Origin of the sequence: Brevibacillus laterosporus DSM 25, assembly GCF_002706795.1 — a bacterium.
GTDB classification, from domain to species: domain Bacteria; phylum Bacillota; class Bacilli; order Brevibacillales; family Brevibacillaceae; genus Brevibacillus_B; species Brevibacillus_B laterosporus.
Genome location: NZ_CP017705.1, coordinates 916,488 through 943,066, shown reverse-complemented (window position 1 = coordinate 943,066; position 26,579 = coordinate 916,488). Strand labels below are relative to the sequence as shown.

Sequence of the window (26,579 nt, the reverse complement as noted above, 5' to 3'; positions counted from 1 at the left end):
TGAATAGTATGAAAATAATATAGCATAAAAAGCTAAATGTAGGTATTTTGATAAATTGCTTACTTATTTACAAGTTTTGTCCTCTGTTCATTCTATGTAAGGATTTTGAACAGAACGAACTTCGATTGCCGAGCTAATCGTCAACCTCGATCCTTCTTCACTTTAAAATTATCATTTGTGAAGTGTCTGACCGATCTACAACAGCCCTTGAGTATTTATTGAAAAATATTTAAAAAAACTTGAATAAAATTTAAGTTTAGATTAATATAATTAAAGGGGAGGTGAGCTGATGGAGCGTGAAGAAATTCCATCTTGGATCTTGGCTTTAGATAAGGAGTCACTCGAATTCATAAGAAAATTTATTATAAATTCGGGTTCTCTAAAGAATATGTCAACAATATATGATGTTTCTTATCCGACGGTTAGAGCTAAGCTGGATCGATTAATTAAAAAAATTGAACTGCATAGCAAGGAAGACGAAGTAGAGTTCGTTCATATGATTAAAAATCTAGTAATTGATGAGCGTATTAGCCTTGAAGTAGCAAAAATAATTATAGATAAATATAAAAAGGAAAGAGCTGATAATTGATGGTTCACGCGTTGCAATTCGTAGTGGGAGTTGTCATATTGGGGATTCAATATTACCTATCCAGAAGAAATAACACATATTGGGGAGCTATCTTACCAGTGATATACATTGCATGTTTTGTGTATGGAAAGCTGACTGGATTATTTAATGAAGGTAAGGAAATGTCAATGATATTGGCAGCTTTAGGTGGGACAGCACTTTTATTACTGGTCTGGATTAAGGGAAGAACATCTGTTAAGGATAAAAGACGGAAAGAGTTAGAGAAAATAGAGTTACATGATCTTTAATCAACTACAAGTCGAGATAGATCATTTACATGGCTGAAAAGACACTATGATTATTTTGTTGAATGTAACGGGATAAGAATTCAGAATGCAGAGGAGTATTTATACAAGGAGATTTTCACCTATATCTTCTAGGTTATAAGTATTGCTGGGAATGTCTGCTGAAAGGTGTAGACGTATGCCGCACACACCCTCTACTAGAATTTGGAGTCTATTTTAAGCCCTGAGTCAAAAAGCTACAGGGCTATTCTACTTGACTATATATTAAAATTAAGCTGATGATCTACTGTGGATAAACCCAATCCTATTCCGATTGGCTGGTTTGTTTGACCTAAAATAGCCAGATCATCTGGGACTTTGTAGTTAAGGGACAATCCATACCGAAATATCCCTCCGGCAACCTCATCTTAGTTTGCATAGATTGCAGTGGGTCTCGTGTTCAAATTCATTGCTGATTCAATTCTTTGAGAGTCGTGTCATAATTTCACCCCATGGAGCATTGCCAAGAATTTTAAAGTCTAGTTTTTTGTAAAGATAGGCAGCGGCCTGATTTTCTGGATGATAGGCTACCATAATATCTGTGGTATCAGGTTTTGCTTTTATTCTTTCTATCACCTGTTTCATTGTTTCACTACCATAACCTTTTCCTTGGTGGCTTGCATCGATCATAAGTCTATAAATCCAGTATTGCGAATCATCTGGATCTTTTCCGAACATGACAAACCCCACCATTTTTTGATCTTTGTATACAGCAAGAGTTTCAAAGTTAGGTAAGAATTTTGACTGTGCTAAGGAATATAGATTTGAGGCGATAAATACTTCTTGATCCTCATGGGGCTGTAGTTCAATACATTCCTCCCAGTTTTCAGCAGTTATTTCTTTTAAGATAAGATTCACACAGATGTCCCCTTTACTTCATTTAGGAAAATCATACCATAGGAAGAGGGGACAGAGATGTGTAATTTATCCATTTTTCCTCCGAGATTTCCTTTTTATTTACCGTCTTAAATTTCGTATCTCTCTATTGTAATAAATAGTGGAAGCATTGAGTATACTCGGATTCTGAATGAGAAAATGGTGAAAAATCTATTCTTCCACTAATAAGAATAAAAAACGTTGGTAGGAAGCATCTTTCGTGTTTGCTATCGGATCACCAATAGTAAGTAGAGCAATAATGTTCATGAGAATAATACCTACTAAAGCGAACCCACGTAAATAATCTAGTGTTATTACTATCTTCGGTATCAATCAAGGATTTGGATTTTATTTGCAGGATCTGTAAGTGGCCCTTACTATATAAAGTTTGGATTTATAACGAAAGACGTGCCATAAGACTGAATAAAGCCCGCTCAGATTATGGAGAGCGGGCATACATGCTTGAGTAATCATTTGTTTAAGGTATTAACGATACGAAAACATCCATTCAGCTACCATTTCGGCATTGGACGGTGTAGCATAATCAAAACCGTAATATTTTCCATATTTCGGGCGAAGGGTATCGGTAGACTGTTTAGAGACAGCGTTTAACCAGCTAGGTAAAAAGGCAGTATGAGCCCCCTTACTAGGGTCAACAAAATCGGTGAATTTCTGGCTTTCCATAGCATCTGCCACTGCTTTTTTAAGATCTTTGATAAAGGTCAGATCAAAGTCAAAGTCTTTCTTTTCACCAATGTTGCCATGCCCGCCATTTACCCATTTCCACGACAGCTTACGTGCATCTTGAAGATTCTGTTCATGATAAAGGAAGGTATCTGAACCGGCGAATCTCCAAAATGGAGGTTGATCTGGGTTTATCAAGTCTGGTGCGTGAAGTACTCCTTCGTCTTTAAGCAACCAAACAGAATGATCATCCGAATGAGAAGCTCGTGCAAAACCATGTAATTGAACGGTCAAATCCTCGAATTTAAAGGAGCCATTTGGCCAGGCAACAACCTCAGTGGGACGAGGAAGCTTACTATTCAGATAGAGCTGCTTGTCAGATGTAGCTTTACTTGCAACAATGCGTGGTTTTATTCCTGACTTCTTTAATGTAGCAAGTAGTTTAGAAGAATCACCAATGTGATCCGCGTGATTGTGAGAATAGACGACGCTGGTAATTGGTAATTTGGTCACCTTACGAATAGCTGCTAGGATTTGCTCTGTGCGATCTTCTAATGGATCGAACAGTAATACGCCTTTTTTACCAACAAAGAATGTTGTACTGTAAAAATTACTCTGAACCCAATACGTACGAGGAGTAAGGCGTTGCAAGATATACTTCTCATTCAAATTTCTATTATATAGCCTATCTATTTTTTCACCAGAATGGAGAACTTTTTTAGACGATGGCTCCACGTACCGTGCATTTACTGTTGACGGGGCTTCCTTAATGGATTTAGCGACGGTTGCTCTATTGGCCATTTGATGTACATTCGATTGTTTATTTTTCACACCAGCATTTTGAACTGTTTGGGTATGTCCTGATTTCTGATTTGTACCGCCAATGTTAGAACAGGATGTTGCAAGTAATGCGATACCAATACTTATGCTCATGATATATATTTTGTTCATGGCACACCTCCTGTGAGTAGTATAGCCACTAGATTTTTCTATTATGTAGGGGAAGAGACAACGCACAGGGGGGGAAGTGAGGATGTAGAGCGGCAATCGCTGATTTTCTATTGGATAAGTAACCTTTTTAGCGTGCTTGCAATAAAATAACCATGCATAAGCGATTGAACAATGGTGCTGTCGATTTGTAAAGATCGACGTGATGTTGCTTATGCCAAATAAAGATGCCAGACTTTATTTGTAAAAACAAAAAGCTCTCCAGCAAGTAAATCGGGCTGGAGACTTTTTGTATTCTCATTTTGCGTCCTTTTATGGAATGAATCGTGTAGCAGATTATTTCTTACTCATAAGTTCGACTTATTCATGGTTGGGTTCGGAAAAACAAATAGGTAGCATGGTCGTATTTTCTAATCCAGATAAATCAGATGAGTGTATGATTGGTGTTACTGGTAATGGAGAAGATTTATTCTATTGTACAAATGGGTTCTAAGTGAAAATAGATAGGTATATGTAGGTGCTCGGTGATTCGCAACCTTGTCTCGTTATTCTTCGTCAAGAGATGCGCAAGAGCATAATAATACATCTTGAGAGGAGAATGAACGATGAAGAAACTGATATCCGCATCCTTGGCAATTGCTCTTCTAGTAACAGCCGTACCCGCAGTATTAGCTAAAGAGGAAGACAACGGAAATGCAAAGGGGAAGGGTAAGGTAGAAGTTGAAGTTTCAGTAGATAGCAAAAAGAATGAAGAGAAAGAAATGAAAAAGGAAAAGACCTCCGAAAAAGAGGAAACAACGAAGAATAGTTCTTCAGCTAAGCCAGTACTGGAAAACGTCGAGCTGAAAAAAGAACTAATCGAGCTACGTCAGGAATTGAAACATACTACAGAGATAAGCGATAAACAGAAATCTAAATATGAGACACTGGTATCCGAATTAGAAAAACAAGCGGACATTTCCCAAGCAGTAGAGGTTCAACTGGAACTAGTTGAGCGTTACTATAACAAAGCAGATCGCTCTTCTGTTGATAAGCTGGGCAAACTGTTAAAGAAAAACGGTAACACTGAAATTACTACACTTGTAGATGGTAAGGTCATTACGTCAGATGTAAAACCATTCATGCAGGGGGGACGAGCACTGGTTCCGATTCGCGTTATCAGTGCGGCACTTAAAGCAGACGTGAAGTGGGATGACAAAACACGTTCAGTATTAATTACTCGTGGCAGTCAGTCAATCACTCTATATTTGGATAAAAAAGAGGCAACTGTTAACGGAAAAGACATCACTTTAGAAACTGCACCTGTTCTTAAAAATGGGCGCCTTTTCCTGCCGCTACGTTTTGTTAGTGAACAGTTGAAAACGAGCGTAGATTGGAAGGAAGAAGGCAAAATTGTCTTGATTGACGATTTGCAAGACTAAATTGAAGCTTGATGTCAAATACGGTATAAATAAACGAATAGACCCCATATGATAGTGATATTCGATCTACGCTCCTCGCTACGGCGAGGGCTTTTTATTTTCTTTATCTATTTGCTTGGGACAAAGAGGGTCACTGGAAAGACCAGAAATCCTCCACTTCCCAGCGTGGTCGAAACGTATAAGAGTTGAATTAGACTAAATTTATGAAATTGCCCAGATTACTTCTTAGTGCAATGGTTGAATATGAACCTCAGATGGACTTTTCACAATTAACGAGCTTATGAAGGCGATGACTTGACAACAAATAAACGTTGTAACAAAAAAAATGCACTCTTTTAAAGTAGACATTGGAAAAAACCTTGAGGTTAGCCGATGAACTTTAGAGGGTGTATTTTTTATGACAGCATAACGAGTTGAAGCTTTAAGTTTTATTTTTGAATCATTTGGAGGTGCATATGTTGAAAAGAAACATATTACTAGTAATCATCATGGCTATGTTTATTCTACCCATTGGCTTGTCAGAAGCGCATCCTGGTAAGACAGATGCCAATGGTGGTCATGTTTGCAAAACGAACTGCGCTAAATGGGGATTAAAGGATGGAGAGTATCATATTCATCGGGATGGTAAGGTAATCCGTACTAATCAAACGAAGCAACCCCCAGTATCACAACCCAAAGTACAAGCTGTCCCTTCTGGTAAACAAGCACCTGCTTCGATCGTTCCAGTATCATCAACCACAAACGATCTAAAAATCTACTTCCTTGATGTTGGGCAAGGGGATGCTACTTATATAAAAACCCCTAAGGGTGACGATATTCTCATTGATGGTGGGAATACGGACAAGGGCGATTTGATGGTGAAATACTTAAAGGACCTCAAGGTGGATGACATCGAGGTTCTAATCATGACTCATCCAGATGCTGATCATATCGGTGGCCTACATAAGGTCATGCAGAACTTTAAAGTTAAATCTGTGTATGCACCCAAAGTAGCTCACACAACCGATACATACGTTACCCTTTTGAAGCTAATCAAAGGACAAGGTTTATCCATTAAACCAGCAACAGCAGGCACACAGATACCTCTTCAGGGCATTTCAGCTAAATTCGTTGCTCCGGTTGGTACATACGAGAAGGAATTAAATGAATGGAGTGCCGTTTTACACCTTACTTATGGAACAACCTCATTTTTATTTACTGGCGATGCTGAGCATAAATCAGAGGCTGATATGCTTAAAAGCAAGCAAGTTCTCAAGGCTGACGTGTTAAAGGTTGGCCACCATGGTTCAAATTCTTCTACATCACCAGCTTTTCTGAAAGCCGTAGCCCCTAAATATGCTGTCATCAGCTCTGGGAAGGATAATAAATACGGGCATCCAACCCAAGGTACGCTACAGAAATTACAACAATCAAAAATTATTACATACCGTACAGATCAAAAAGGAACGATCTTAGCTGTAAGTAATGGAAAGACGATCACATGTAAGACTGCGAGGTAGAGGGGAAAAAAATCGGTGGAATGCTAATCTATTGTTCTACCGATTTTTTATGAGTACGATAAGAAATATAACCTACCGAACGATCCTAGGACAAATTCGAAATAGTAACTCCTGTAGCTTGTATTTTTTTGCTAGTTTTAGAAGTTGATATGACTCCAGCAAATTATCCGTTAATACTTTTCTATTGTTTTGCAAGTATTGACTTATAATGAATTCAAAGTCTTGCCCCTAGTAAGACTAGTATATAAAGAATGTGAGGTAGTGAGTATGAAAACAACAAAAGGAATTATCGATCGCTTTGAGGAGGGCATGGTTGTTGTGGAGATTGATGGTCAGACATATGACCTTCCTATCTCTATTTTCCAGGCTAATGTGCAGGTTGGGCAAGTGATAAATATTTCTACCGAAGTAGACCAAACGGAAACTGAGGCTAGAGAAAAAGAAGCTAATGATTTGATGGATGATTTGTTTGAATAACGGCATAGATCTCTATCAGGAATTTCTTTAACAAGAATTGCAGAATCCAAAAGACGTAACAGGGATTGTTTAGCCTAGAAAGCCTTAGCACCCACTGTGGTGCTTTTTTCTTGTCCAGATCACATATAAAAAGAGAGAGTGGGGAGTTAAAAAAATGTCCCAACAACTGTCGGGACATTCGTGTACTAATTTCGTTTTACTCAAAAAATCTTTCAGGATCTGCCGCACCTGCGAATGTAGATACAATTCGTTCGCCCACAGCCATATCGTATGTGCCTTGATCAGATTGGAAAAGGGTACGTCCATGATGACTAATCTTGCATTGATTAAAGGACAGAAGCAATATCTTGCCTTCCTGACGGACGATTTCTTCCAATCTTCCTTCCACTGTTATTCCACCTTCAAGCACAAGGTTCACGTGCTCCTTCATTCTAATACCGTGTGCCTCGAGGTCTCCATCTGTAAACAACTCCAGTGGAAGTGAAACACCTTGCAGACGGCCAATTGGAGAAGAAAAACCATCAGTGTGTGTGGATTTACCATGTCCGTTCAATTCCCGATTGTTCCAAGCAAGAGCAGTCGGGCCCTCTGTACGGAAGAAAACAATCTCACTATTTTCAGTGTATACCATTGACTCTAGTGTTCCAGTTACCTGTAGGCCAGAGCTGTATACCACAGTGGAAGTAGCACCTGAACGAAGTGCTTTTTCCATAGCAACCTTACCACCTGTATGAAAGGCCATGCGATATTTAAAACGTTCAACAGAATCAAGTAGCTGGTCAAAGCTTTCGCAAACAAACAGTTGAGGTTGCATTTTCGTTATGTCAAATGCTGTGCTGATCGTCTCTTCTAAAGAGAATGGTCGCTTGATGACAGCATCGGTTAGACAGTGTCTACTTTCCTCAATGGAAGAAAGTAGACCAGCGCCGTATAGCAATGGCTGTTCTATTTTTCCAAATAAACCGTATTCGACTGTCCACCAGTATAATCTGGCAATCTCTTCTGCTTCCGATACACCTGTTACTGCACTTTGCTTTGCATCAAGAATTTCTTTGGCTAGCTGAACCTCTTCTTGCGTTGCCTTCGGATCTTCCATTAATTTGGAGTATGAACGAATCGCTTCAAATACCTCATGTTCTTCTCTGGTAGCAAATGCTTTGGAACCGATCTTTCCAAAACGTTTAACATAATCCGCATACCACTTATCACTTAGAATAGGAGCATGACCAGCCGCCTCATGTATGATATCAGGTGCTGGAGTGTAGTCGATATGCTCAGGCTTACGGATATCGGTAGCGATCGGAAGAATCCCACGTGATTGAAAATCAAAGAAAACCACAGCAGGAATAAATCCATCTATTGTAACAGCTCCCCAGCCAGATGGCTGTAGGCATTGGTTCATTTCTTCAACACGAGGTATATGATCTAGGCTTATCCCTGTTTTACGTAATCCATCTACATATGCTGGATGAGCCACATCTTTTAAAAAATTGTAATTTCTGTGCAATACATGACGCCACACTTGTTGGTCAACTTCTGTATATTTATCATAATTTTGTTCGACGACGTATGGTTGAAGATGTTTAGGAATAACGAAATTTGTTTTAGTAGTAGCTTGCATAATAATGTCCTCCTGTCCCATCCTTGCTGTATAAGCATAAGAGTGGGTTGCTTCACTTTTTTGCTTTTAAGCTGTTATGCTTTTAAACTGTTATGCTTTTAAACTGTTATGCTTTTAAGTGATAAAGTATATGGATAAGTATATGTCGGGAAAATAAGATCGTCAATACGGCTGGAAATATTCATGCAATTGAGTTAATTTGTTGATTTATAAATGTATCAGTTTGTAAAAGGGATAAACTTTAGAATAAACCGTAGCATGGGAATGTATCTTATTGCGGGAAATGATAATCAAGTTTTTAATGACGGAAAGTAATAATGAAGGGAATTGTGGCATACATTATTTGATGAAAAAAGTCTCTTTTCTTGTCAAGTCCACTCTCCCTATGGGATCGTTCCCGAAAGCTTTACGTATCGGTTATTAGCTCAAAAACCAATTAGAACACCTGGGGGAAGTGTTAGAATTGTGGACTCATCTAATTTTCTGGCTTCAAAAACAGTTGCTGCCGCCTTAGTTGAAGTTGAACCAGGAGCAATGAGAGAACTGCATTGGCATCCGAATAATGACGAGTGGCAGTACTACCTTACTAAGCGAGGAAACAACCTCTTTGGTATCAAAGGAACAGGTCCAGCAGGCGTTTGCGCTATGCCTACAAAGGAAAATTACAACGGTAAATGGACAACCATTACAGCTAATTTCAGAGCTTACAACAACTGGAGCGAGTCTATTGCGGATCATTCTAAACTAATCTTAAACGGTACAAGAGACAAGCCAACGCGCTACCATGGTGTGTTAGGTGTCGATTATAAGACTGCTTGCCATGCTATCCACAAGGGAGGATATGCCACTGATCCAGGTTATCCAGGTAAGCTAATTGGATTGATTGAAAAGTACGGTTTAGCTAAATATGACAAGGAGGAAAAAACGGTGAAACCAGAGGTAGCAAATGAAATTATTAGTCATTTACAGGGACAATGGGCTTTTTACAATCAAATGGATATGAAGGATAAGGCTGTTAGGATCGGGCAATTGGCAGATGAGTTGAGGGTTGCTAGTGGACAGGAAGCACAAAATAAATAGTTCTTAGAAAGTGCTGGTTAAAAGCTGGCACTTTTTCTTTTCCCTACTACGCACACACATAATTTACTACATCAACGGGAGCTGGTACGATGATCTACAACATGGATTGCATAGCTGGAGCTAAACAACACCTACAAGACGAATCTATCGACCTACTCATTGCCGATCCACCTTATAATCTAGGTTTTTTTGGTAGAAAAAATCCTAAAACCAAAAAGCATAGATTTAACATAATTGCTAACGATCATCTTAATCCAAGGAATTATCAGCGGTTCACTTTCCAATGGCTCCGAGAAGCATATAGGGTCCTGAAGCCTGGCAGACATATCTACGTGTTTATTGATTGGCGGATGTATCCTCTTTTATATTTGTGGATGCAGCGTGTCGGGTTCGTTATAAAAAATTGTGTGATATGGAACAAAGTACACATGGGAATGGGATACCAATATCGCTATCAGCACGAATTTATCGTTTTTGCAGTTAAAGGGAAAAGTAAAGAACGTCGTATTCCTAATAGACGGATAACAGACATTTGGCCAATACCAAAAGTAGCAGGACAAAGGATGATTCACCCTACTGAAAAGCCGGTTAAACTTATGGAAGATATCATTCTGAACAGCAGCCAGGAAGGCGAAACGGTAGCGGATTTCTTTTTAGGATCTGGCCCAACGGTAGAAGCGGCAAACAAGCTTGGCCGTAAAATAACAGGCTTTGAAATAGATGAGGTTTATTTTAATTTGGCAAGTAGTAGACAAGGATTGCCCCCTTTATAGGGGGCGGTTCTTATACATAAAGAGGAAAAAGGTTACATATATAGAAGTAAGTATTTATGGTCGAAAAGAAAATCAGCGTGGTTTGATCTGAAAATAAAATATAATAAATTTCAAATTATGACAATATCTTACATTATGTTTCTGATAATCTATTAAAAAGACTTTATCTGACATATTGTAGGAGGAATAAAAATGTTCAAAAAGATTTTGATGATGTTCACTTTCTTAGCTTTATTTGCTACCACGATTATTGCACCATCACCAAATGCTTTTGCTTTCACAGATCAGACTAAATCAGTGTCTGTAGCTGCAGAAGGGGATTTTACAAAAGAGGATATTCTCCCTCTGAAAAAGTATGTTTTAGTGAATAATGAAGGCTTTTTTGAATTCGATATTGAAAAAGCAAAAGCCGATGGTTTCGAAGAGGAATTACTGATTGGCCAGCAAAAATATCTTCAACAACTTAATACACAGATAGCAGAAGGAGACTTAAAGGCATATAATAATTTAGATGTGAAAGCAATTCATTCAAATAAGCCTTCGTCAGTTATTAGTATCAAAGGTAAAGGTAATTGTAATGGCATAACTACTGAAAAAACTACCTATTGGTGGGGTTATAGCAGAAAATTGGATAGCTGCGAGGCTAATAAAGTTGCGGCTGATTTTGCCGGTGCTGCATCAGTAGCCGGAGGTGTTGCAGTTGTAGCAGGTATTTGGGGTGTAGCTCCAGCTGTTCCACCTGGAATAGCTGGAAGTTATTGGGCGTTATTGTCTTCTCGTATATATGCTAATAACAGTGATAATACTGGCGTAGTGCTAGATATGACATGGGCATATATTTTTGACATAGAGCCGCAGTAAAATGTTTTCTTAGTTTGACTATTTTTTCTCTAAAAGTTTCCTCTTTTCAAAATAAAAAGGGGAAACTTTTAAATTTCTATACGTGGAGGATAAAGATATGCAGCAGTTGGCAAATACAATTCTAATTTTTTCTTTAGCTATCACGGTTATTTTTAGTATCAGAGCGATATATCAGTATAAGAGAGGAGATGTTTCTGAGAAGAAGAAACTTGTTAAAACCTCTCTTATTTCCCTTGTAGCAGTGTTTATTGCTATGGGATTAGTTACAATGTTTATTATCAGCTCCCCATAGGGGGTGCCCAAACTAACCTTCGACAAAAATAGCTCTCTGACGGAAATTAAACCGTTGGAGGGCTATTTTTGGTTGATAAACATGTAATTTTACCCATTGCATAATCTCCATGGCTAGTAAAATTCTTGATCCCCTTGTAACGAAATTTAACCCTCCTTAATCGGGAGGGTTTTCATTCTTTTTCTTGACAATCATCTTTGCAACCATTTTGCTTATTTTCATGAAAATTTGCAACCAAACATTAGCTATTTAAAAAACTTACTGATCACCTTAAAAAACATGAGAACCCCCTCCACACATAGTGTAAGAGGGGGTATCTTATTATCTACTGTATTCTTGAACTTCAAAACTCTCTATATGACTGTAGCTAATGAAGTCTTTTCTAGAATTAAAAGGTCCGATGTTGTATTTTTTATTAACGATGTATGCTTCTTTACCGTTTCCTTTAGCTCTATCTTCATACCATTCGGTAAAGTTTCTGATTTCTTCATTTGTCATTTCAAATTCTTTGATTAAACCACTATCCATGTAAATAACTAAGAGTGCGTGTAGATAAGTTTGATCCCCAATTTAAACAGATCAAGCTAAAGAACGATGAGAATTTTTGGTGGATACCTGTTGAGAATGTGGTTAGGGTAGAAAATAACTAAGTTACTTCTCTTACTCAGTTTTATACGAGGGTTTTTAATTAAGTACGGGTATTTATCCAATTTTATTTAGACAATCACCTAAAAATTATACAGTTAAATATACTATCGAGAAAACTTAAATATAGATAAGGAGGAATTACCTTGTGGTTTTATAGACAAGATTATGAACCACTACCGGTTCAAAGGCTACCTCGACCTGATTTACCCCCACCACGAGTACCTTGGCCAAATTATCCACCCATAATACCTTATACCCCACCGCCTCGTCCCCTAACTCCCGGCTATGATGACCCAAGATGTATAGAAGATTGCATGTATTATGGAAGAAATCGGACCGAATGTTTCTTTCTTTGTTATGGATCCCCTTGGTAACAGTTCAGTGATGTTAGGGAAAAGAGTGTGTATTAGTTTAGGAAAAATACAAGGATGAAATAAAAATGAAGAAAATCGTCTCCTGAGATGTAAGGAAACGATTTTTTCTTTTTTAAACTATTAATGAAAAATAGGTTATTTAAACTTTATATACAAAGAAGATTTAATTCGAGATATTTATGTCGAATCCTATTATGTTATGCAAATTGATATGTTTGGTTTCCCAGATAGGCCCGTGACTCGCTGGAGCTCTCGTGGTTGAATTACGTTTAAGGAAGAATTTATGTAGGTCGCCGATTTTAGGCGGCTTTTTTATTTGGAAGGAAATCTTACAGCCATAGAAGGTACTGCCAGTGAGGCATGGATACTAAAATAGCCCTACAGAGTATCAGAGGGTTTTGAATATTTCTATAGATGATCATTAAAAGTAGCTCGAATTAGTAAGATGAATATGTAAATATTCCTAAAAGGGGTATTATTTTGTAATTATTTGCGGTATATTATTGATTGGGGCAAGGCAAAGTTTCAGCCTTATACCGCTGTTAAAATTTCTGGAGGTGTTTTCTATGAATCAAAAACCTAAGGTTCACATCCCTGTAGGACAAAAGTTTTCATTTAAAACGTTTAATCCCCCTAAAAACTTAGCTGTTGACTATCAAAAAACATCCGATTCATTGGCTTCGCTTGGGCTTGGCTGTGAATTGAATACTCCCCAAAAGATCGAACAGTACGCGAAGGCAGTTGCTTCTAATTTTCCTTCGGAGAAAATCTCACATTTTATTGGAAATCTTTTATCTTCATCTAATGATTACGATTATACTGTAGATGATACTGATCCACTTGTTATCCAAATGAACAGGATCTTTGCTAAACGAGAGGATCTTCAAGCACATCACGAAATCATATTTAATTACAACGTAGAAGAAAAAACGTTTACAGATAGTACAGAAAATGCTATCCAAAATATATTTTCGGATATAGCAAATGTAATAGGAAATCTACCAACTGGCCATATAGATCATGACCAGTTATTAAAAATGATTTCAAATGAAGTCGAAAAAACTACATCGGAAGAGGGATATTCAACAGAACAATTCCATTTTATTGTCGATTCAGGAGCAGTAACAAATCCAGACGGCAGCGTTGATTGCGACATCTTTGGTGGTGTGCAATATAAATACAGTTATCATATTTCTGATATTACAAACAAAAAGTCAACCACGCAGGAATCTCACTATAAGGTAGAACAATGGAGCCTCAGCTTTTCAAACTATGAGGATTTTAAAGGGATATATAACTTAGCAGATAAGCTATAATGTATACTGTTGCCAAGAGAGTATGTCTATTGGTACTTTCTGTGAAATCTGCATAATACCATGATCAACAGTGTAAACAGGTACTGAAAGCAGAGAAAGTGGAATGAAGAATATGTTTTTCTTGTAAAATACTTGCTATGCGTAGCGAGTTTTTTTTTCGTCAAAACCTTTGTTCTCTCGCTAAAGGATTCGACAAGCCCGATAGTGAAGTGAGAATGGGGTGATTTTATGATCTGCTATCTAAAAACGATCCTAATCATGTTGGACATGTCGCAGCAGGAGTTGGCTGATATACTTGGAGTTAGCCGAAATACCATCACAAGCCTTGCGAGGAATAAGTCAATGCCTAATCTAGCGTTGGCTTACGACATAGTAGATGTATTGAATGCACGAGCTGCTGAACAGGGATTACAAAAGCAATGGACAGTTGAACAAATTTGGGACAGAAAAAAATCACAGTTGGACATGTAAAATCAAAGTTAACTGTGCATATACCGTATGTTTAAGATTAAGGAGCTGGTGCAGATGTGGATCGTTCACCAACGTATGGCAGAGCTTTGGTTTATCAATAAGACAGGGGAGCTTACCGACTCGGAAATGACAGAAATGAGTCATTGCTTGAGTACAAACGCTCAAAGAGCTTGGGAGATTGCAAAACTCAAAAACTTATCCTTGATCGCCAGTATGACCAACGACACGGGATGGCAGCACGAACTATGCTCAAGGATAGAGAAAATAGAGGAGTTGAAAAAGGAATAAGCCCCTCTACCATTTTGAAGTGACGTGATACCACTCTTGATACCGTTTTTTCATTTAAATATTGATTTTCATGTTAAAACGCGTTGCGCCAAACGGTATAAAAGTGCATTTTATGCGGTTCTTGGTTTTAGTTTCGCGAAAGAATAGTCACTGGTGAAGGAAGAATGACTGTATTTGCGGGAGACGGTGCAGCACGTACATTTGATTACAGAGCTGGTGATGTGGGCTATGTTCCATTTGCGTATGGACATTATATTCAGAATACCGGTGAGCAAACATTGTGGTTCTTGGAGATATTTAAAAGCGATCGATTTGTCGATATGTCTCTAAATCAATGGATGGCACTTACTCCCCGTGATCTGGTTAAGGATAATTTGCAAGTTGATTCTGAACTATTGAGTGCATTACGCAAGGAGAAGTGGCCGGTTGTTACATATCCGGGCTTTGCTTATTATCCTAAATAAAAACTTGATGTAAAATATTTAATTTGTAAAATAATAAAAGGTTTCCAACAGAGGTGTAAAATCAAAACTGTTGGAAACCTTTTATATAATAATGAGTGAAAGAATTTTAATATACTATCAATTTACTGTTTAATATAGGCAACTCTGAACGTGAATGTTTTACAAAGCTAGTGGATCACGGTGAAAGGAGGCTATATAATGTAGATGTTGCAAAAATTTAGTCAATTTTTCGAAAGCATAAACAAGTAAGTGTCATTTCCTCCAAAACTTCTTTGATATAAAATGTGAATTCTTGTATGATTAGGAACAATTCAATAAGGAAAGAGATGGAGAATCATGCAGAATGAACAGAGAGTAGGAATTCTTTATGCAATAGCGGCATATGCCATGTGGGGCTTCCTGCCAATTTATTGGAAAAGTGTCAGTTTTATACCACCGGGAGAGATTTTAGCTCATCGCATTTTATGGTCAATGATTTTTTCCATCGTGCTAGTAGGACTAAGCAAGAAGTGGAAACGGGTTATGGAATTTATGAAGAAACCTAGGAGTCTACTGCTTTTTTTACTTGCTTCCGTCTTAATTAGTGCGAACTGGATGATTTACATATGGGCAGTCAATTCCGGTCATATTGTAGAGACAAGTCTGGGATACTATATTAATCCTCTACTTAATGTTGCGTTAGGGATGCTATTTTTCCGAGAACGATTAGATTTCTGGCAACTTATTTCGTTACTTTTTGCGGCAGTAGGCGTATGCTGGATGGCTATTAATTTTGGACAGCTTCCTTGGATTTCTCTTTCTTTAGCATTGTCATTTGGTATTTATGGTGTCGTTAAGAAGCTGATTCAAACAGACTCGATTACTTCATTAACACTAGAGACGGTTCCGGTTGCCCTGATTTCGTTTGTATATATCTGCTGGTTACAAAGTCAGGGTGTTGGGTCGTTTGGCATGGCAGACTGGGGAACGGATTTATTGCTCATAGGTTCGGGAATAGCTACGGCAATGCCGCTTCTTGCATTTGCTTCAGCGGCACAACGTATTTCCCTTTCTACATTAGGCTTCATTCAATACCTAGCCCCTACGATCCAATTGGCGATTGCGGTATTTATATATAAAGAGTCGTTTACAGATAGCCACCTTTTAAGCTTTGTTTGCATTTGGATAGCGCTTGTTCTATATACGCTTTCCCGAACTTCAATCATGCAAGCATGGCAACCATCGTTTTTTAAACGGCGTATCGAAAAGCGGACATAAAAATTGTACATTTGATTTTAGCTTCCTAACTGTATTTATGGAAGATAAAATATTTGAATTATCAATATGTGAAAATTTAAGGAGGGATTATTTTGAAAAAGTACGTAGCTTTGGGAGTAGCATTGTTTTTAGTAACTGGGCTAGCGGTGTTTGGGGTTAATGAAAAGACGGATGCTTCGATTGAAAACAAGAATCTTCCGCTTCCTACTAGTCCGCAGCCGAATTTAGAATTAGAAGAGGGAAAAAAAACGGGTACATATAAACAGATGACCACAGATGAATATCTCAATCGTTATAACAAATTGAAAACAGAGTTAGCAGGGAAAGGCATTAAGGTTTTACCTTTTACTCTTGAAGTAGAAAAGAAAACCAATTTTTATCGATTCTATTATCCCAAAAAACAGAAATATACCAAAGAAGAAGCTAAATGGGTAAGTGTAATGCTAAAGAGTGACGGAAAAACGATTGATGGCCTGATGTTTCAGGGGACTCCCGATTTTCCTACCATTAAGGCGATGATTGAAGCTACAGGCATTGTCTGGTCAACTCAGCTAGATCAATTACTTACAGGTGGAGGCACTGCTAAGTCTTCAGAAGAAATGAAAGTTGATGGAGTAAAAATTTCGATAAAAAGAGAGTCTAGTGGTATCACTGTGATGGTGGATCCTGTAAGATTAGACCCTCCCAAAAAATTGTAGACTGGCTAAGACTGCTTGTGAGCTTAAACGGAGCAATTCACACGGAGTATTATAGTAGATAAAAAGTAGATTTTTAAGTAAAAAGTATAGAAGGTAGAGGTAGTACTATGGTAATGACGTGTAAGGGGAAAGTATCCCATGCACGTCTTTTTTATGTTAGCCTACCTTTTAGATGTAAATGGAATTGAAATTTTTAACATAATGTAAAATTAAGGCAGAATTACAGTTTCGTTAACTTTTGTGTAGTAGATTAAAAATGATTATTATATAATATCCTACGATCAAAGACTTCGATAAGGAGTGTGGTTACATATAAATATTTACACCGAACCTCCTAAAAGATGCTCTATATGTAGAAACCAAAAGTTTCACAGGACAGAATCCCGCATACAGATATTCGATGACATTGTAGATGGTGAACCAAGAAAAATAGAGGTAAAACGTCAACGATATAGATGCCCGAATTGTCTGGCTAAGATATGGGATAAGGTTCAAGGAGCGTGTTCATATCGAAGGAAATCTTATGTCTTTATGGAAAGGGAGCAATGCTCCAAAATAAGCGCAGACAAATCGTATATAAAGATAGATTGATGCGTTTATAACCCTCTAAATCATATTTAGAGGGTTTCGTTTTTTGTGCTGATTATGCTGGGATTTGCTGTAAAACAAAGTCAATATGGATTGGGAATTCTTCGTTAACTAGAATATGTACACTCAAGCTTTGCTCCTGCTGGGGGAAGGTATCAACTGAGTAAATATTTTTGAGCAGACCAACATTCGTAAACTCAACTTGAGCGTCGATTGCTTGATAACTAGTAATGGCATGTCCTCTTACCATATCTGCGAATTCTTCAAGTACACTTCGTTTCATTTCGTCATCGACCATGTCTAGCGGAATGCTGAAGGATTGAAGTAAAACACTAAGAGCCTCTTCCTCCATACCAATAATAATGTCACCTGTAACATCACCCGTTATTTGGGAAACAACTCGATGGGACTGACTGTAGGTATAAGGGGATCTTTGTAGTTGTACGTCTTTACGCTGTATATTAATTCCTAATGAACCTAGTACAGTTGTCAGTCCTTTGAGATACGCATTCAATATTTTTACATCCACAATTCTCATCCTTTTCCGGTTTGTGAGTTCTTCATTTATATATCGGTATTTTTGTGAAAAGATTAACAGCTACTTACCAAACAAAATTGCTTACCCATTTTACAGATCTTCCATTTCGTCGCTCTATCTTTTCTATCAAACGAGTAATTCGGTTCCCAAATTAGTGTGAAAGGTAATTATTTCCACTCATTAGATGGCTCAATTTCTACGATATTTATAAGGATAGGCTGAATGAAGATGTAGGAAAAAAACATCCATTTTGTCATATAAGAAAGACGCTAAAGGAGGAGAGACTGTGAAAATCCAAATCGCTTCTTTAAGATCAAAACTTACGATTTTATGCTTAGGAATCTTACTAGTACCCACTTTGCTAATCGGAATCACTACCTATGGGTCTACTAAGAAAGAGTTAGATCAGGCAGGTCAATCAGCACTACAAAACAATGTGAAAATGGTGATTGGGATGATTGACCTGATGAATGAGCGAGTTGAGGCAGGACAGCTAACCTTAGAAGAAGCCCAGGAAAGGGTACGTCAGGAGCTTCTAGGTGCAAAAAATGCAGAAAACAAGCGTCCAGTGAAAAAGGAGTATACGGCTGGCGAAACGGGCTACGTGTGGGCAATCAATGAGAAAGCTGTGTCTGTCATGAATCCATCTAATGAAGGCCAGGATCTCTCGAATGTCACCACACAGGACGGTGTATTATTGGGGAAGGAATTAGTCGGAAAGGGAACTGCCGGCGGTGGATTTGTTAGGTACAAATGGCAAATCGCCAATTCTGATGAGGTAGAGACCAAAGTGTCATATGTAGAATTAGAGCCACACTGGGGATGGATTGTGGGGTCTGGTGCCTATCTTACCGAGTTTAATAAAGGTGCTGATAACATTTTGACTTTAGTAGCTCTGATTGCTTCCATCTCTACGATTGCTGGGGTTATTATTGTTAGCTTTTTCTCCAAACTATTTACCAAGCCAATTGTATTAGTGGCCAAAGAGTTGAACAGGGTAGCGGATGGAGATCTTACAATAGAAGAATTGAAGATTACCTCCAGAGATGAAATAGGGAATTTGGCAAAAGATTTTAATTATATGATAAAAAATATTCGACATCTGATTCGGGAAGTGGATTTATCTGCACAGCGAGTGGCTGGTTCCTCGAAGGAATTAACAGCTAGCGCCGATGAGACAAGCAAAGCAAATGAGCAAATTACGCTTGCTATCCAAGAAGCCGCGAGTGGTGCTGAAGAGCAACAGAACGCTCTCTTTAAAACAACAAGCTCGATTGAGGAAATATCCATTGGTATGCAACGAATAGCGGAGAGCTCGTCATCTATTGCAGAAACATCTACAGAAACGAGAGAAACAGCAGAAGATGGTGGAATAGCAGTACAAAAAACAGTTCAGCAGATGAACTCCATCCATAAATCTGTTAATGAGTCAGATGCTGTGATTAAGCTTCTTGATAAACGAACAAGTGATATTTCCGGAATGTTAAGTGTCATTACAGATATATCTGCTCAAACCAACTTACTAGCCTTAAATGCTGCTATTGAGGCTGCAAGAGCTGGAGAACACGGACGAGGATTTGCCGTAGTCGCTGAAGAGGTTAGAAAGCTGGCAGATCAATCTACACAATCCTCTACCCAAATTACGCAGCTACTAGAAGAGATACAGCAAGATATGAATCAATCCATTCAGACCATGAGTAAGGTCAAAGAGGAAGTTCAGACGGGGATTGAGATTGCAAACGATACCGATCAGAAGTTTAAGAACATTCTTTCTTCAACAGGCTATATTTCTCAGCAGATCGAAGAATTAGCTAGCATTAGTCAACAGATATCAGCGAGTCTCCAAGAAATTTCAGCCAGTGGAGAAAATGTGGCTCATATTGCTCAACAGGCAACGGATCATTCGCAAAATATCGCTTCTTCAGCAGAGGAACAGCTTGCTTCCATGGAAGAGGTAACTGCATTAGCGAACTCTCTGTCCACTATGGCTGAGGAGCTACAAAAGCTTACGCGTACTTTTACGTATTAAGTCTAGGTATAAAAGATAAAGAAAACACCTTCACATGTATGGAGGTGTCAGGCCGCCGAGAAAGCTCGGCGGTTCTTTATGTTATAAACCTATTAGGCAGTAATCTTCCAGCCACTCGTTTTGGTCTGGAGCTCCCACAGCTTAGCGTACAGTCCGTCGTCTTTGATGAGCTCTTCATGTTGTCCCTCTTCGACGATTTTGCCTTTGTCTAGTACGATGATTCTGTCTGCGTTGACAACTGTTTTTAGTCGATGGGCAATCATGATGACAGTACGTCCCTTGATCAGGCGGCTGATCGCTCGCTGCATTTCTACCTCGTTTTCTGGATCGAGGGAGGAAGTGGCCTCGTCGAGCAGTATCACGGGAGCATTTTTGAGTATGGCCCGGGCGATGGAGATACGCTGGCGTTCACCACCAGAGAGGGTGGACCCGCCTTCCCCCACCATGGTGTCATAACCTAGGGGTAGCTTCATGATAAAATCATGACAGCAGGCTTCTTTTGCAGCTTCCTCAATTTCAGCTTGTGTGGCGTTCTCCCGCCCGTAGCGGATGTTGTTGCGGATGGTGTCCTGGAACAAGTAAACGTCTTGGAATACCATAGAGATTTTTTTCATGAGCTTTTCTGGGTCCATTTCGCTTACATCGGTGCCGCCAAACAGCACTTTCCCGTGCTGAGGGTCGTAAAATCTTGCAATCAGGCGTAGTAGCGTGCTTTTTCCGCTTCCCGAAGGGCCAACGATCGCGGTCAGAGTCCCTTGCTTCATTTCCACGGAAACATTGTCCAGCACGATGTTTTTGTCATAGCCAAAGGTTACGCTGTCAAACTGGATATCGTGATGTTCTGGGGGTTCATTTTCGCCACTCATGATAGGCTCATCCAGGAGGCTAATTATGCGTTCTCCGGCCATGGCGTCATATTTGAACGCAGGGAGACGCATGATGGCAACCGAAAGTGGATCAAAAACACGGGTGCCTACCAGTAAAAACATGGCAAACAAAGGCACTGTAATTTCTCCACCCAATATGAGATAAACTCCTACGATTGTCATCAAGGATACACCGGTTTGCATAAAGGCCATGGCGACCAAAAAGAATGGACCTAGCACGCCCTCCAGTTTAATGCTTTCCTTCATATAATTATAAAAAGACTGTTCCAATCTTTTAAAGTTCTCACCACGCAGGTTGTAAGCCTTGATTACTTTCATCCCCAACAGGTATTCCTGCAAACAATTGGCCTGAACGATTTTGGCAGTAGAATGACTCTTGCCGAGTTTTCGTTCCAAACCGGAAATACTCCATAGCAATAACACAGCTACGGGAAACCCCGCAAGCATGGCTACAGCCATTCGCCAGTCCATAAAAAGCAGACCAAAAAAGGCTAAAATGGGGATAATCGCACCGCTTACAAGCTGGGGTAAAATATTCGTCGCGGCATTTTCTAAATGGGTAAAATCATTCATCATCATGTGGCCGAGTTCCCCGGGGTCTTTTTTCATGAGGAAGCCTAGAGGAAGCTTGCGCATATGCTCTGCTAGATATGTCCGTCCATCAGCAGAAGACTCGTACGCACTGCGGTATGTGGAACGGTAAGACATCCGTTCAAACAGAAATACAAGGACAAGAAATACCACCATGCCCCCCCACACGAGCCATAGGGATTGCATATTCAAAGATGACTGTTCCGTTGAATAGTAGGCGTAGATCATGCTCACCGCAGCGGCCATGCACCCAAACGGAAACATATTGACCAAATTAGCCAAAACAGCCCAAAAGATGGGCTTCCATATTTTCTTTGGCTCACCCGCAGTAATGTTGCGTAGTTGTTCCTTTATCACACGAATTCCTCCTCCTTCTGCGAAATGTCGATTTTCCATTCTGCTGAGGATGTATAGGCGTCCCACATGCTTTTGTATAAACCCCTGTGAGCAAGAAGCTCGCCATGGGTACCGATATCGTTGATTTCCCCTTCCTTTACTACAATGATCTGATCCGCCTCACAAATGGTCGTCAAACGATGGGCGATGATCAACACGGTTTTGTCCTTAATGAGCTCGCGTAACGCAAGCTGCATCTGGTATTCATTTTCCGGATCAGCGTAAGCCGTAGCTTCATCGAGTACAAGAATGGGGGAATTTTTTAGGATGGCTCTTGCGACGGATACCCGCTGTTCCTCGCCACCTGATAGATAAACCCCGCCCTCGCCGATCAGCGTATCGTAGCCATTTGGCAAACGCTCAATAAACTCATGGCATTGCGCCGCTCTCGCTGCTGCGTGGACTTCCTCCTTTGTCGCAGTCGGCCTACCCGCCAAAATATTATTGTAGAGTGTATCGGAAAACAGGAACGTATCCTGAAACACAAAGGACAGGTTGTTCATCAACTCGTGCATTTTCATGTCGCGGATATCCACGCCACCAATGGTAATGCTTCCCTTTTGTACGTCCCAAAACCGGGGGATAAGCTGGGCGACGGTGGATTTTCCAGAGCCGGAGGGGCCGACCAAAGCCGTGATTTTCCCTTGGGGTGCAGTAAAGCTGATTCCCTTCAAAACCTCTACACTGCCTTCACCACCGTAAGAAAAGGAAACCTCATGGAACCCGATGTCATAAGAGGAAGGTTTTTTGCCGACTTCAGGCTCCTTTATGGTTGTTTCCTTGAATATGTCGTCAATGCGGTTGACCCCTTCGACAATGACGTTAATGGTGGAGGCAAAGCTGTTTAATTTGAAAATTGGAGTGGAAATACCCGGTGTTAAAACGAGAAAAAACAACAATGTTGCGGCAAAGGCTACGTTATGCGGATCAGTGCTGATGAAAAACAGCCCGACAGGTAAAAAGAACGTTGCTAACGATAAAATGATGACTTTAAAGGATACATAACCGTTTTGAAAATTGTCCGTATACGTGACGCTAAAATTACGGTAATGAAGCATGTCTTCATGGAATTTTCGGAAAGAGTGAACCGTCTGTCCAAAGATCTTGATAGAGGGCATACCTCGCACATACTGGATGGATGAGGTGTTAATGTTTTCCAGGGCATCAAAATATTCCTTCAAGCCCTGCCTTGCTTTTTTGCCGGCCATCATGGAGTATTGAGCGGCAAATCCGATCAGCATGGGGATGACGCAAGCCAGTGCAAGCCAGATGTTCAATGAAAACATCGTGACAATAATTGCGACGATCATGACGAAAGTGTTGATCAGGTCGGGCAACTGGTGGGCAATAAACAGTTCGATTTTTTCTACATCCAGCTCGACGATTTTTTTGATTTTTCCCGTGGCATTTTTGTTAAAGTAGCCTAGAGGGAGTGCTCCGATGTGATCCGACAGCTTGACTCTGATACCGTATAGGATGCGAAATGCTGCAATATGCGAGCACATCCCTCCGACATACATGAAGAGATAACCCAGTACCATTCCTCCAATGCCCCAAAAAGCCCACTGCAATATGTACGAGGCGTCCACAGCAGAAATGTCCGAAGCATGTGTTAAAAGCTCAGTCATCACAAAGTAGACTGAGAAGTATGGAACCAGCATCAAAAACACGCTCACGGTCGATAGAATGGCCGACCAAACCATAAGTGATTTTTTTTCACCTGCAAGCTCCAATAGCTTTGAGATTCCCTTTTTTTCCTTAGATTTCAACAGTTCTCACTCCCTTCTGCAGATTCTTCAGTTCAATGACTTGATCGCAGGCTAATTCGGAAAGAATGTTGTCGTGCGTAATAATGACGACTGTTTTGCCGTCCTGTGCTAGTTTTTTTACCCAAGCAACAACTTTGAGCACACTGTCACCGTCAAGTCCGCTGGTTGGCTCGTCGAGTATGATTAATTCCGCATCTGAGCAGTAAGCCGCAGCCATGGTGACTCGCTGCTTTTCGCCGCCGGAAAGGGAGGCAGGGTGCCGATCACGTAGTTCTCCCAAGCCAAAGGAATCCAGTGCTTCATAGGCCTTCAGACGAAGCGAATCATCGACACGTCTGCCTAAAACAATCTCATTTCCTACACTGTCCGCATAGAGCTGGTAGTCAGCATCCTGCATGACAAGGTAGCTGGAGGAGCGTCTTTGGCTTGCCGACAAGCGGCTTCCCTGACTGAAGATCGTACCTTTTTGCTGACGTAGAAGACCGCATAGAACTTTGCACAGGGTGGTTTTTCCAGTTCCGTTTTCCCCCGTCAGTACGGTAACTCCTCCTTTTGGGAGTGTGATGTTTACATCTTTAATCCCGTCGCCTTTTCTTTTGTATTGATAGGTAAGCTTATGACCCTCCAGCGCAGGGGAGGCTTTAGGTGCTCCTGCTGATTGGCTTATCAATCGGCTTTTTATCATATCAGGGTGGCGCAGACCGTATGGGCGTACGTCTTCATAGGAAAGCTGGGAAAATTCCTCTTTTGTCCATGTTCGTGCGATTTTTCCTTTTTCCATGCAGACAAATAAATCAGCAACAGGCAACAGTGGATGCATTCGATGTTCGCTGATGAAGAGGGTAGTGCCGTTTTGCTTGAGCCTACCGAGGATTTCAATCAGGTTTTGTGTGGAGTGATGATCCAGATTGGCAGTGGGCTCGTCAAGAATTAAAAGCGGTGGTGAAAGAACGGACACGGCTGCAATGGCCACACGCTGTTTCTGCCCACTAGACAGCATATGTAGCGGGCGGTCGAGCAAATGAAAGATGCCTAGTTCTTTCGCTTGCTTTTCAATCCGGTCTATAATCTCTTTCGGTGAGACTCCAAGGTTTTCGGCTGAAAACGCCAGCTCGTCCCGCACGGTTTCCATGAAAAACTGGCTGCGAGGGTCCTGAAATACGACGCCCATCAATCTGGTTCGCTCCTCTGGACTAAGAGAGGCAGGACTTCTTCCACCAACGGTTACCTGACCGGTGAGGCTCCCGACATAAAAGCTGGGTGCAAGTCCGTTGATAAGACGCATGATCGTGCTTTTACCGCAGCCTGAACGACCGCAAAGCACGACGCATTGCCCGGCCTTCACAGATAAATTGATGTGCTCCACACCGGTTTTATTCTCGGCTTCCTCGCCTTCATATCCATAGCGGAAGGTGACGCCGTTTAACTCAATCACAAATTCTGACCTCCTGTCCAATAAATAGCTACCCCGATCAACGCGTACAGTCCTACTGCCATGCCGTCTATGGCACGAAAGCTTACAGGATGGATAGAGGTTCTGGCGCAAGCACACTCAATTCCCCGCAACTCTGCGGACGAGGCCAGCTCTGCTGACAGTTTCAGGCATCGGACGATCAGCGGCATAAAAAAGCATTCGTAGGCCATGGCCGGATGTAGGAGAGCGCTGTACCACTGTGGAAAAATGCCTCTGGCCCGTATGCCGTCCCGAATTGCTTTCATTTCAAGCAAGACAACGGGGAAGAAGCGGATCAGAATGCAGATCATGATGAGCACAGCTTTTGGTACGTATAATCTTTCAAACGCACACATGATGCTGCTGGGAGTCGAATGCATCAGCATAGTACCGATCATGACCATCGGAATCATTCTGGCAAACGTATAGAGAATAATGATGACTGTTCCTGCGCCACTCGGCAAAATAGTTAAAATTGTCATTAGACCTATATATAGCAGCACAAAAAAAAGCGCCTTTTTGGGCTGTTTGTTGCAAAGCAAATACAGTGCGCATGTAAGCACCATCAAATGTGCTTGCAATGAATTGCTCACAAGCGTGGAGAGGATGCTTGCCAAAACCAGCACAAATAAATGCGTTTTGGGACCGAGACTGCTCATACCAGCTTTGCCTTTTTCACATGTTTTTTCATTAGCAAATTCCCGATAAAGCAACCAACTAACCCACCGATAGCAGAGATTGTGCACATGATCAGAATCATGCTAGGCGTATCAAAATAATAAAGCATCGCTTCAAGCTGTTCCGGAGAGTAGCTTTTCTTCAAAATGGCCAGATACTGCTCGCGGAAGAAAATAAGCGGTACAACACCGCAAAGAGACCAGCCTACATAAAAAATAGCGTAGCCGATGGCATTACGGACAGGGTTCTTATAGGCAGAGCCTCCCCATAGGATTAATTCGCAGATAATTCCGATCACAGCTAGTGTAAGCAGGTAATAAGCATAACCGAAGGCTACAAAATACAAGCCTGTAATGATGCATGTAAAAAACAGTACTCCACGTTTGTTAATTTTATTGGCCATAACCATATAAATGGGCCCATTAAACAGTGCAGCGGCTCCTCCTACAACCAGATAAGAAACAACCGTAAAGACCGGACAAATCGTCATAATAATGAGCATCACCACATTGAAAATGGCAAGTGTAATGAAATCACGCATTTTCCATCTGTTTTGAGCGACTGCTGTCTGTGTTTGCATGTTAAATCCTCCCTGTTTTTTCACATGTAGTTTATCGGCATCCGCCGAAGCGGTTGGGTCAAAATGTCTGTACCACCGAATTGCTTTCCTCTTCCTCTTGTCTCTGACCG

The 26,579-nt window shown here is 40.4% G+C and carries 25 protein-coding genes and 2 pseudogenes; 16 read left to right on the top strand and 11 right to left on the bottom strand.

Annotation, left to right across the window (positions count from 1 at the left end; genetic code table 11):
- Positions 1–289 precede the first annotated feature (289 nt).
- Both BrL25_RS04450 and BrL25_RS04445 read left to right on the top strand, forming a co-directional pair.
- Positions 290–589: a DUF2089 family protein gene (locus tag BrL25_RS04450; RefSeq protein WP_018671945.1), complete on the top strand. Its 300-nt coding sequence runs from the start codon at positions 290–292 to the stop codon at positions 587–589.
- Positions 589–876, top strand: coding sequence for a hypothetical protein (locus BrL25_RS04445; protein WP_018671944.1), 288 nt, complete (start codon positions 589–591; stop codon positions 874–876). Before BrL25_RS04450 ends, BrL25_RS04445 begins: the two co-directional genes overlap by 1 nt.
- 453 nt (positions 877–1,329) lie before the next feature.
- Here the strand turns inward: BrL25_RS04445 and BrL25_RS04435 are convergent, their stop codons facing one another.
- The 3 genes and pseudogenes from BrL25_RS04435 to BrL25_RS04425 all read right to left on the bottom strand — a co-directional run bounded on the left by BrL25_RS04435 (position 1,330) and on the right by BrL25_RS04425 (position 3,423).
- Positions 1,330–1,770: a GNAT family N-acetyltransferase gene (locus BrL25_RS04435; protein WP_018671943.1), complete on the bottom strand. Its 441-nt coding sequence runs from the start codon at positions 1,768–1,770 to the stop codon at positions 1,330–1,332.
- Between the two features lie 167 nt (positions 1,771–1,937).
- Positions 1,938–2,121, bottom strand: a pseudogene (locus tag BrL25_RS04430) (DUF418 domain-containing protein); the annotation flags it as partial.
- A 153-nt stretch (positions 2,122–2,274) separates the two neighbouring features.
- Positions 2,275–3,423 (bottom strand): MBL fold metallo-hydrolase, encoded by a 1,149-nt coding sequence (locus BrL25_RS04425; RefSeq protein WP_018671942.1) that lies wholly within the window; start codon positions 3,421–3,423, stop codon positions 2,275–2,277.
- A 602-nt stretch (positions 3,424–4,025) separates the two neighbouring features.
- Between BrL25_RS04425 and BrL25_RS04415 the strand changes: the two genes are divergently transcribed.
- The 3 genes from BrL25_RS04415 (at position 4,026) to BrL25_RS04405 (ending at position 6,817) form a co-directional block, all read left to right on the top strand.
- Positions 4,026–4,841 carry a copper amine oxidase N-terminal domain-containing protein gene (locus BrL25_RS04415; protein WP_018671940.1) on the top strand — a complete coding sequence of 272 codons (816 nt, stop codon included), beginning with the start codon at positions 4,026–4,028 and terminating at the stop codon, positions 4,839–4,841.
- A gap of 455 nt (positions 4,842–5,296) precedes the next feature.
- Entirely contained in the window at positions 5,297–6,340 is a 1,044-nt protein-coding gene (locus tag BrL25_RS04410) for an MBL fold metallo-hydrolase (RefSeq protein ID WP_018671939.1), read from the top strand.
- A gap of 267 nt (positions 6,341–6,607) precedes the next feature.
- Positions 6,608–6,817, top strand: coding sequence for a DUF3006 domain-containing protein (locus BrL25_RS04405; protein ID WP_018671938.1), 210 nt, complete (start codon positions 6,608–6,610; stop codon positions 6,815–6,817).
- Between the two features lie 196 nt (positions 6,818–7,013).
- On the opposite strand, the gene BrL25_RS04400 is transcribed toward BrL25_RS04405, so the two are convergent.
- Positions 7,014–8,438 (bottom strand): aromatic amino acid hydroxylase, encoded by a 1,425-nt coding sequence (locus BrL25_RS04400; protein ID WP_018671937.1) that lies wholly within the window; start codon positions 8,436–8,438, stop codon positions 7,014–7,016.
- Positions 8,439–8,903: 465 nt separating this feature from the next.
- On the opposite strand from BrL25_RS04400, the gene BrL25_RS04395 reads away from it, so the two are divergent.
- From BrL25_RS04395 to BrL25_RS04380, 4 genes are all read left to right on the top strand, one after another.
- Complete coding sequence (locus BrL25_RS04395; RefSeq protein WP_018671936.1) at positions 8,904–9,518, top strand: glucosaminidase domain-containing protein; 615 nt, start codon at positions 8,904–8,906, stop codon at positions 9,516–9,518.
- An 89-nt stretch (positions 9,519–9,607) separates the two neighbouring features.
- Entirely contained in the window at positions 9,608–10,291 is a 684-nt protein-coding gene (locus BrL25_RS04390; RefSeq protein ID WP_018671935.1) for a DNA-methyltransferase, read from the top strand.
- Positions 10,292–10,483: 192 nt separating this feature from the next.
- Positions 10,484–11,152, top strand: coding sequence for a hypothetical protein (locus BrL25_RS04385; protein ID WP_018671934.1), 669 nt, complete (start codon positions 10,484–10,486; stop codon positions 11,150–11,152).
- 97 nt (positions 11,153–11,249) lie between these two features.
- Positions 11,250–11,444, top strand: coding sequence for a hypothetical protein (locus tag BrL25_RS04380; RefSeq protein WP_018671933.1), 195 nt, complete (start codon positions 11,250–11,252; stop codon positions 11,442–11,444).
- Between the two features lie 786 nt (positions 11,445–12,230).
- Here BrL25_RS04380 and BrL25_RS26220 read toward each other — a convergent pair.
- The gene (locus BrL25_RS26220) at positions 12,231–12,353 is read right to left on the bottom strand and encodes a hypothetical protein (protein WP_018671931.1); all 123 of its coding nucleotides are present in this window, start codon (positions 12,351–12,353) and stop codon (positions 12,231–12,233) included.
- A 679-nt stretch (positions 12,354–13,032) separates the two neighbouring features.
- On the opposite strand from BrL25_RS26220, the gene BrL25_RS04370 reads away from it, so the two are divergent.
- The 6 genes and pseudogenes from BrL25_RS04370 to BrL25_RS04345 all read left to right on the top strand — a co-directional run bounded on the left by BrL25_RS04370 (position 13,033) and on the right by BrL25_RS04345 (position 16,960).
- Positions 13,033–13,782, top strand: coding sequence for a lectin (locus BrL25_RS04370; RefSeq protein ID WP_018671930.1), 750 nt, complete (start codon positions 13,033–13,035; stop codon positions 13,780–13,782).
- Between the two features lie 228 nt (positions 13,783–14,010).
- Positions 14,011–14,253 (top strand): helix-turn-helix transcriptional regulator, encoded by a 243-nt coding sequence (locus tag BrL25_RS04365; protein ID WP_018671929.1) that lies wholly within the window; start codon positions 14,011–14,013, stop codon positions 14,251–14,253.
- A 54-nt stretch (positions 14,254–14,307) separates the two neighbouring features.
- On the top strand, positions 14,308–14,541 hold the full coding sequence (locus tag BrL25_RS04360; protein WP_018671928.1) for a DUF7667 family protein: 234 nt from the start codon (positions 14,308–14,310) through the stop codon (positions 14,539–14,541).
- A 146-nt stretch (positions 14,542–14,687) separates the two neighbouring features.
- Positions 14,688–15,005 (top strand): annotated as a pseudogene (locus tag BrL25_RS04355) (cupin domain-containing protein); the annotation flags it as partial.
- Between the two features lie 336 nt (positions 15,006–15,341).
- Positions 15,342–16,262 carry an EamA family transporter RarD gene (rarD, locus tag BrL25_RS04350; RefSeq protein ID WP_018671926.1) on the top strand — a complete coding sequence of 307 codons (921 nt, stop codon included), beginning with the start codon at positions 15,342–15,344 and terminating at the stop codon, positions 16,260–16,262.
- 92 nt (positions 16,263–16,354) lie between these two features.
- Entirely contained in the window at positions 16,355–16,960 is a 606-nt protein-coding gene (locus BrL25_RS04345; protein WP_018671925.1) for a hypothetical protein, read from the top strand.
- 643 nt (positions 16,961–17,603) lie between these two features.
- Here the strand turns inward: BrL25_RS04345 and BrL25_RS04335 are convergent.
- On the bottom strand, positions 17,604–18,086 hold the full coding sequence (locus BrL25_RS04335; protein WP_205828450.1) for a hypothetical protein: 483 nt from the start codon (positions 18,084–18,086) through the stop codon (positions 17,604–17,606).
- 286 nt (positions 18,087–18,372) lie between these two features.
- On the opposite strand from BrL25_RS04335, the gene BrL25_RS04330 reads away from it, so the two are divergent.
- A complete protein-coding gene (locus tag BrL25_RS04330) occupies positions 18,373–20,115 on the top strand; it encodes a methyl-accepting chemotaxis protein (protein ID WP_018671923.1) in 1,743 nt (580 codons plus the stop codon).
- A 92-nt stretch (positions 20,116–20,207) separates the two neighbouring features.
- Here the strand turns inward: BrL25_RS04330 and BrL25_RS04325 are convergent, their stop codons facing one another.
- Genes BrL25_RS04325 through BrL25_RS04305 form a run of 5 tightly spaced genes read right to left on the bottom strand, consistent with a single transcriptional unit; the run spans position 20,208 to position 26,469 of the window.
- Positions 20,208–21,989 carry an ABC transporter ATP-binding protein gene (locus BrL25_RS04325; RefSeq protein WP_206765399.1) on the bottom strand — a complete coding sequence of 594 codons (1,782 nt, stop codon included), beginning with the start codon at positions 21,987–21,989 and terminating at the stop codon, positions 20,208–20,210.
- Complete coding sequence (locus BrL25_RS04320; protein WP_018671921.1) at positions 21,947–23,758, bottom strand: ABC transporter ATP-binding protein; 1,812 nt, start codon at positions 23,756–23,758, stop codon at positions 21,947–21,949. Before BrL25_RS04320 ends, BrL25_RS04325 begins: the two co-directional genes overlap by 43 nt.
- Positions 23,748–25,193, bottom strand: a complete 1,446-nt coding sequence (locus BrL25_RS04315; RefSeq protein WP_018671920.1) for an ABC transporter ATP-binding protein — start codon at positions 25,191–25,193, stop codon at positions 23,748–23,750. The genes BrL25_RS04320 and BrL25_RS04315 overlap by 11 nt, the downstream gene beginning before the upstream one ends.
- Positions 25,190–25,870, bottom strand: a complete 681-nt coding sequence (locus BrL25_RS04310; RefSeq protein WP_018671919.1) for an energy-coupling factor transporter transmembrane component T family protein — start codon at positions 25,868–25,870, stop codon at positions 25,190–25,192. Before BrL25_RS04310 ends, BrL25_RS04315 begins: the two co-directional genes overlap by 4 nt.
- A complete protein-coding gene (locus BrL25_RS04305) occupies positions 25,867–26,469 on the bottom strand; it encodes an MptD family putative ECF transporter S component (protein WP_018671918.1) in 603 nt (200 codons plus the stop codon). Before BrL25_RS04305 ends, BrL25_RS04310 begins: the two co-directional genes overlap by 4 nt.
- Positions 26,470–26,579 lie beyond the last annotated feature (110 nt).

What these genes read in the sequence shown, in the direction of transcription:
- BrL25_RS04450 (WP_018671945.1), top strand. Translation starts at nt 290, where the DNA reads ATGGAGCGTGAAGAAATTCCATCTTGGATCTTGGCTTTAGATAAGGAG.
- BrL25_RS04445 (WP_018671944.1), top strand. Translation starts at nt 589, where the DNA reads ATGGTTCACGCGTTGCAATTCGTAGTGGGAGTTGTCATATTGGGGATT.
- BrL25_RS04425 (WP_018671942.1), bottom strand. Translation starts at nt 3,423, where the DNA reads ATGAACAAAATATATATCATGAGCATAAGTATTGGTATCGCATTACTT.
- BrL25_RS04415 (WP_018671940.1), top strand. Translation starts at nt 4,026, where the DNA reads ATGAAGAAACTGATATCCGCATCCTTGGCAATTGCTCTTCTAGTAACA.
- BrL25_RS04410 (WP_018671939.1), top strand. Translation starts at nt 5,297, where the DNA reads ATGTTGAAAAGAAACATATTACTAGTAATCATCATGGCTATGTTTATT.
- BrL25_RS04405 (WP_018671938.1), top strand. Translation starts at nt 6,608, where the DNA reads ATGAAAACAACAAAAGGAATTATCGATCGCTTTGAGGAGGGCATGGTT.
- BrL25_RS04400 (WP_018671937.1), bottom strand. Translation starts at nt 8,438, where the DNA reads ATGCAAGCTACTACTAAAACAAATTTCGTTATTCCTAAACATCTTCAA.
- BrL25_RS04390 (WP_018671935.1), top strand. Translation starts at nt 9,608, where the DNA reads ATGATCTACAACATGGATTGCATAGCTGGAGCTAAACAACACCTACAA.
- BrL25_RS04385 (WP_018671934.1), top strand. Translation starts at nt 10,484, where the DNA reads ATGTTCAAAAAGATTTTGATGATGTTCACTTTCTTAGCTTTATTTGCT.
- BrL25_RS04380 (WP_018671933.1), top strand. Translation starts at nt 11,250, where the DNA reads ATGCAGCAGTTGGCAAATACAATTCTAATTTTTTCTTTAGCTATCACG.
- BrL25_RS04370 (WP_018671930.1), top strand. Translation starts at nt 13,033, where the DNA reads ATGAATCAAAAACCTAAGGTTCACATCCCTGTAGGACAAAAGTTTTCA.
- BrL25_RS04365 (WP_018671929.1), top strand. Translation starts at nt 14,011, where the DNA reads ATGATCTGCTATCTAAAAACGATCCTAATCATGTTGGACATGTCGCAG.
- BrL25_RS04360 (WP_018671928.1), top strand. Translation starts at nt 14,308, where the DNA reads ATGTGGATCGTTCACCAACGTATGGCAGAGCTTTGGTTTATCAATAAG.
- rarD (WP_018671926.1), top strand. Translation starts at nt 15,342, where the DNA reads ATGCAGAATGAACAGAGAGTAGGAATTCTTTATGCAATAGCGGCATAT.
- BrL25_RS04335 (WP_205828450.1), bottom strand. Translation starts at nt 18,086, where the DNA reads ATGAGAATTGTGGATGTAAAAATATTGAATGCGTATCTCAAAGGACTG.
- BrL25_RS04325 (WP_206765399.1), bottom strand. Translation starts at nt 21,989, where the DNA reads ATGGAAAATCGACATTTCGCAGAAGGAGGAGGAATTCGTGTGATAAAG.
- BrL25_RS04310 (WP_018671919.1), bottom strand. Translation starts at nt 25,870, where the DNA reads ATGAGCAGTCTCGGTCCCAAAACGCATTTATTTGTGCTGGTTTTGGCA.
- BrL25_RS04305 (WP_018671918.1), bottom strand. Translation starts at nt 26,469, where the DNA reads ATGCAAACACAGACAGCAGTCGCTCAAAACAGATGGAAAATGCGTGAT.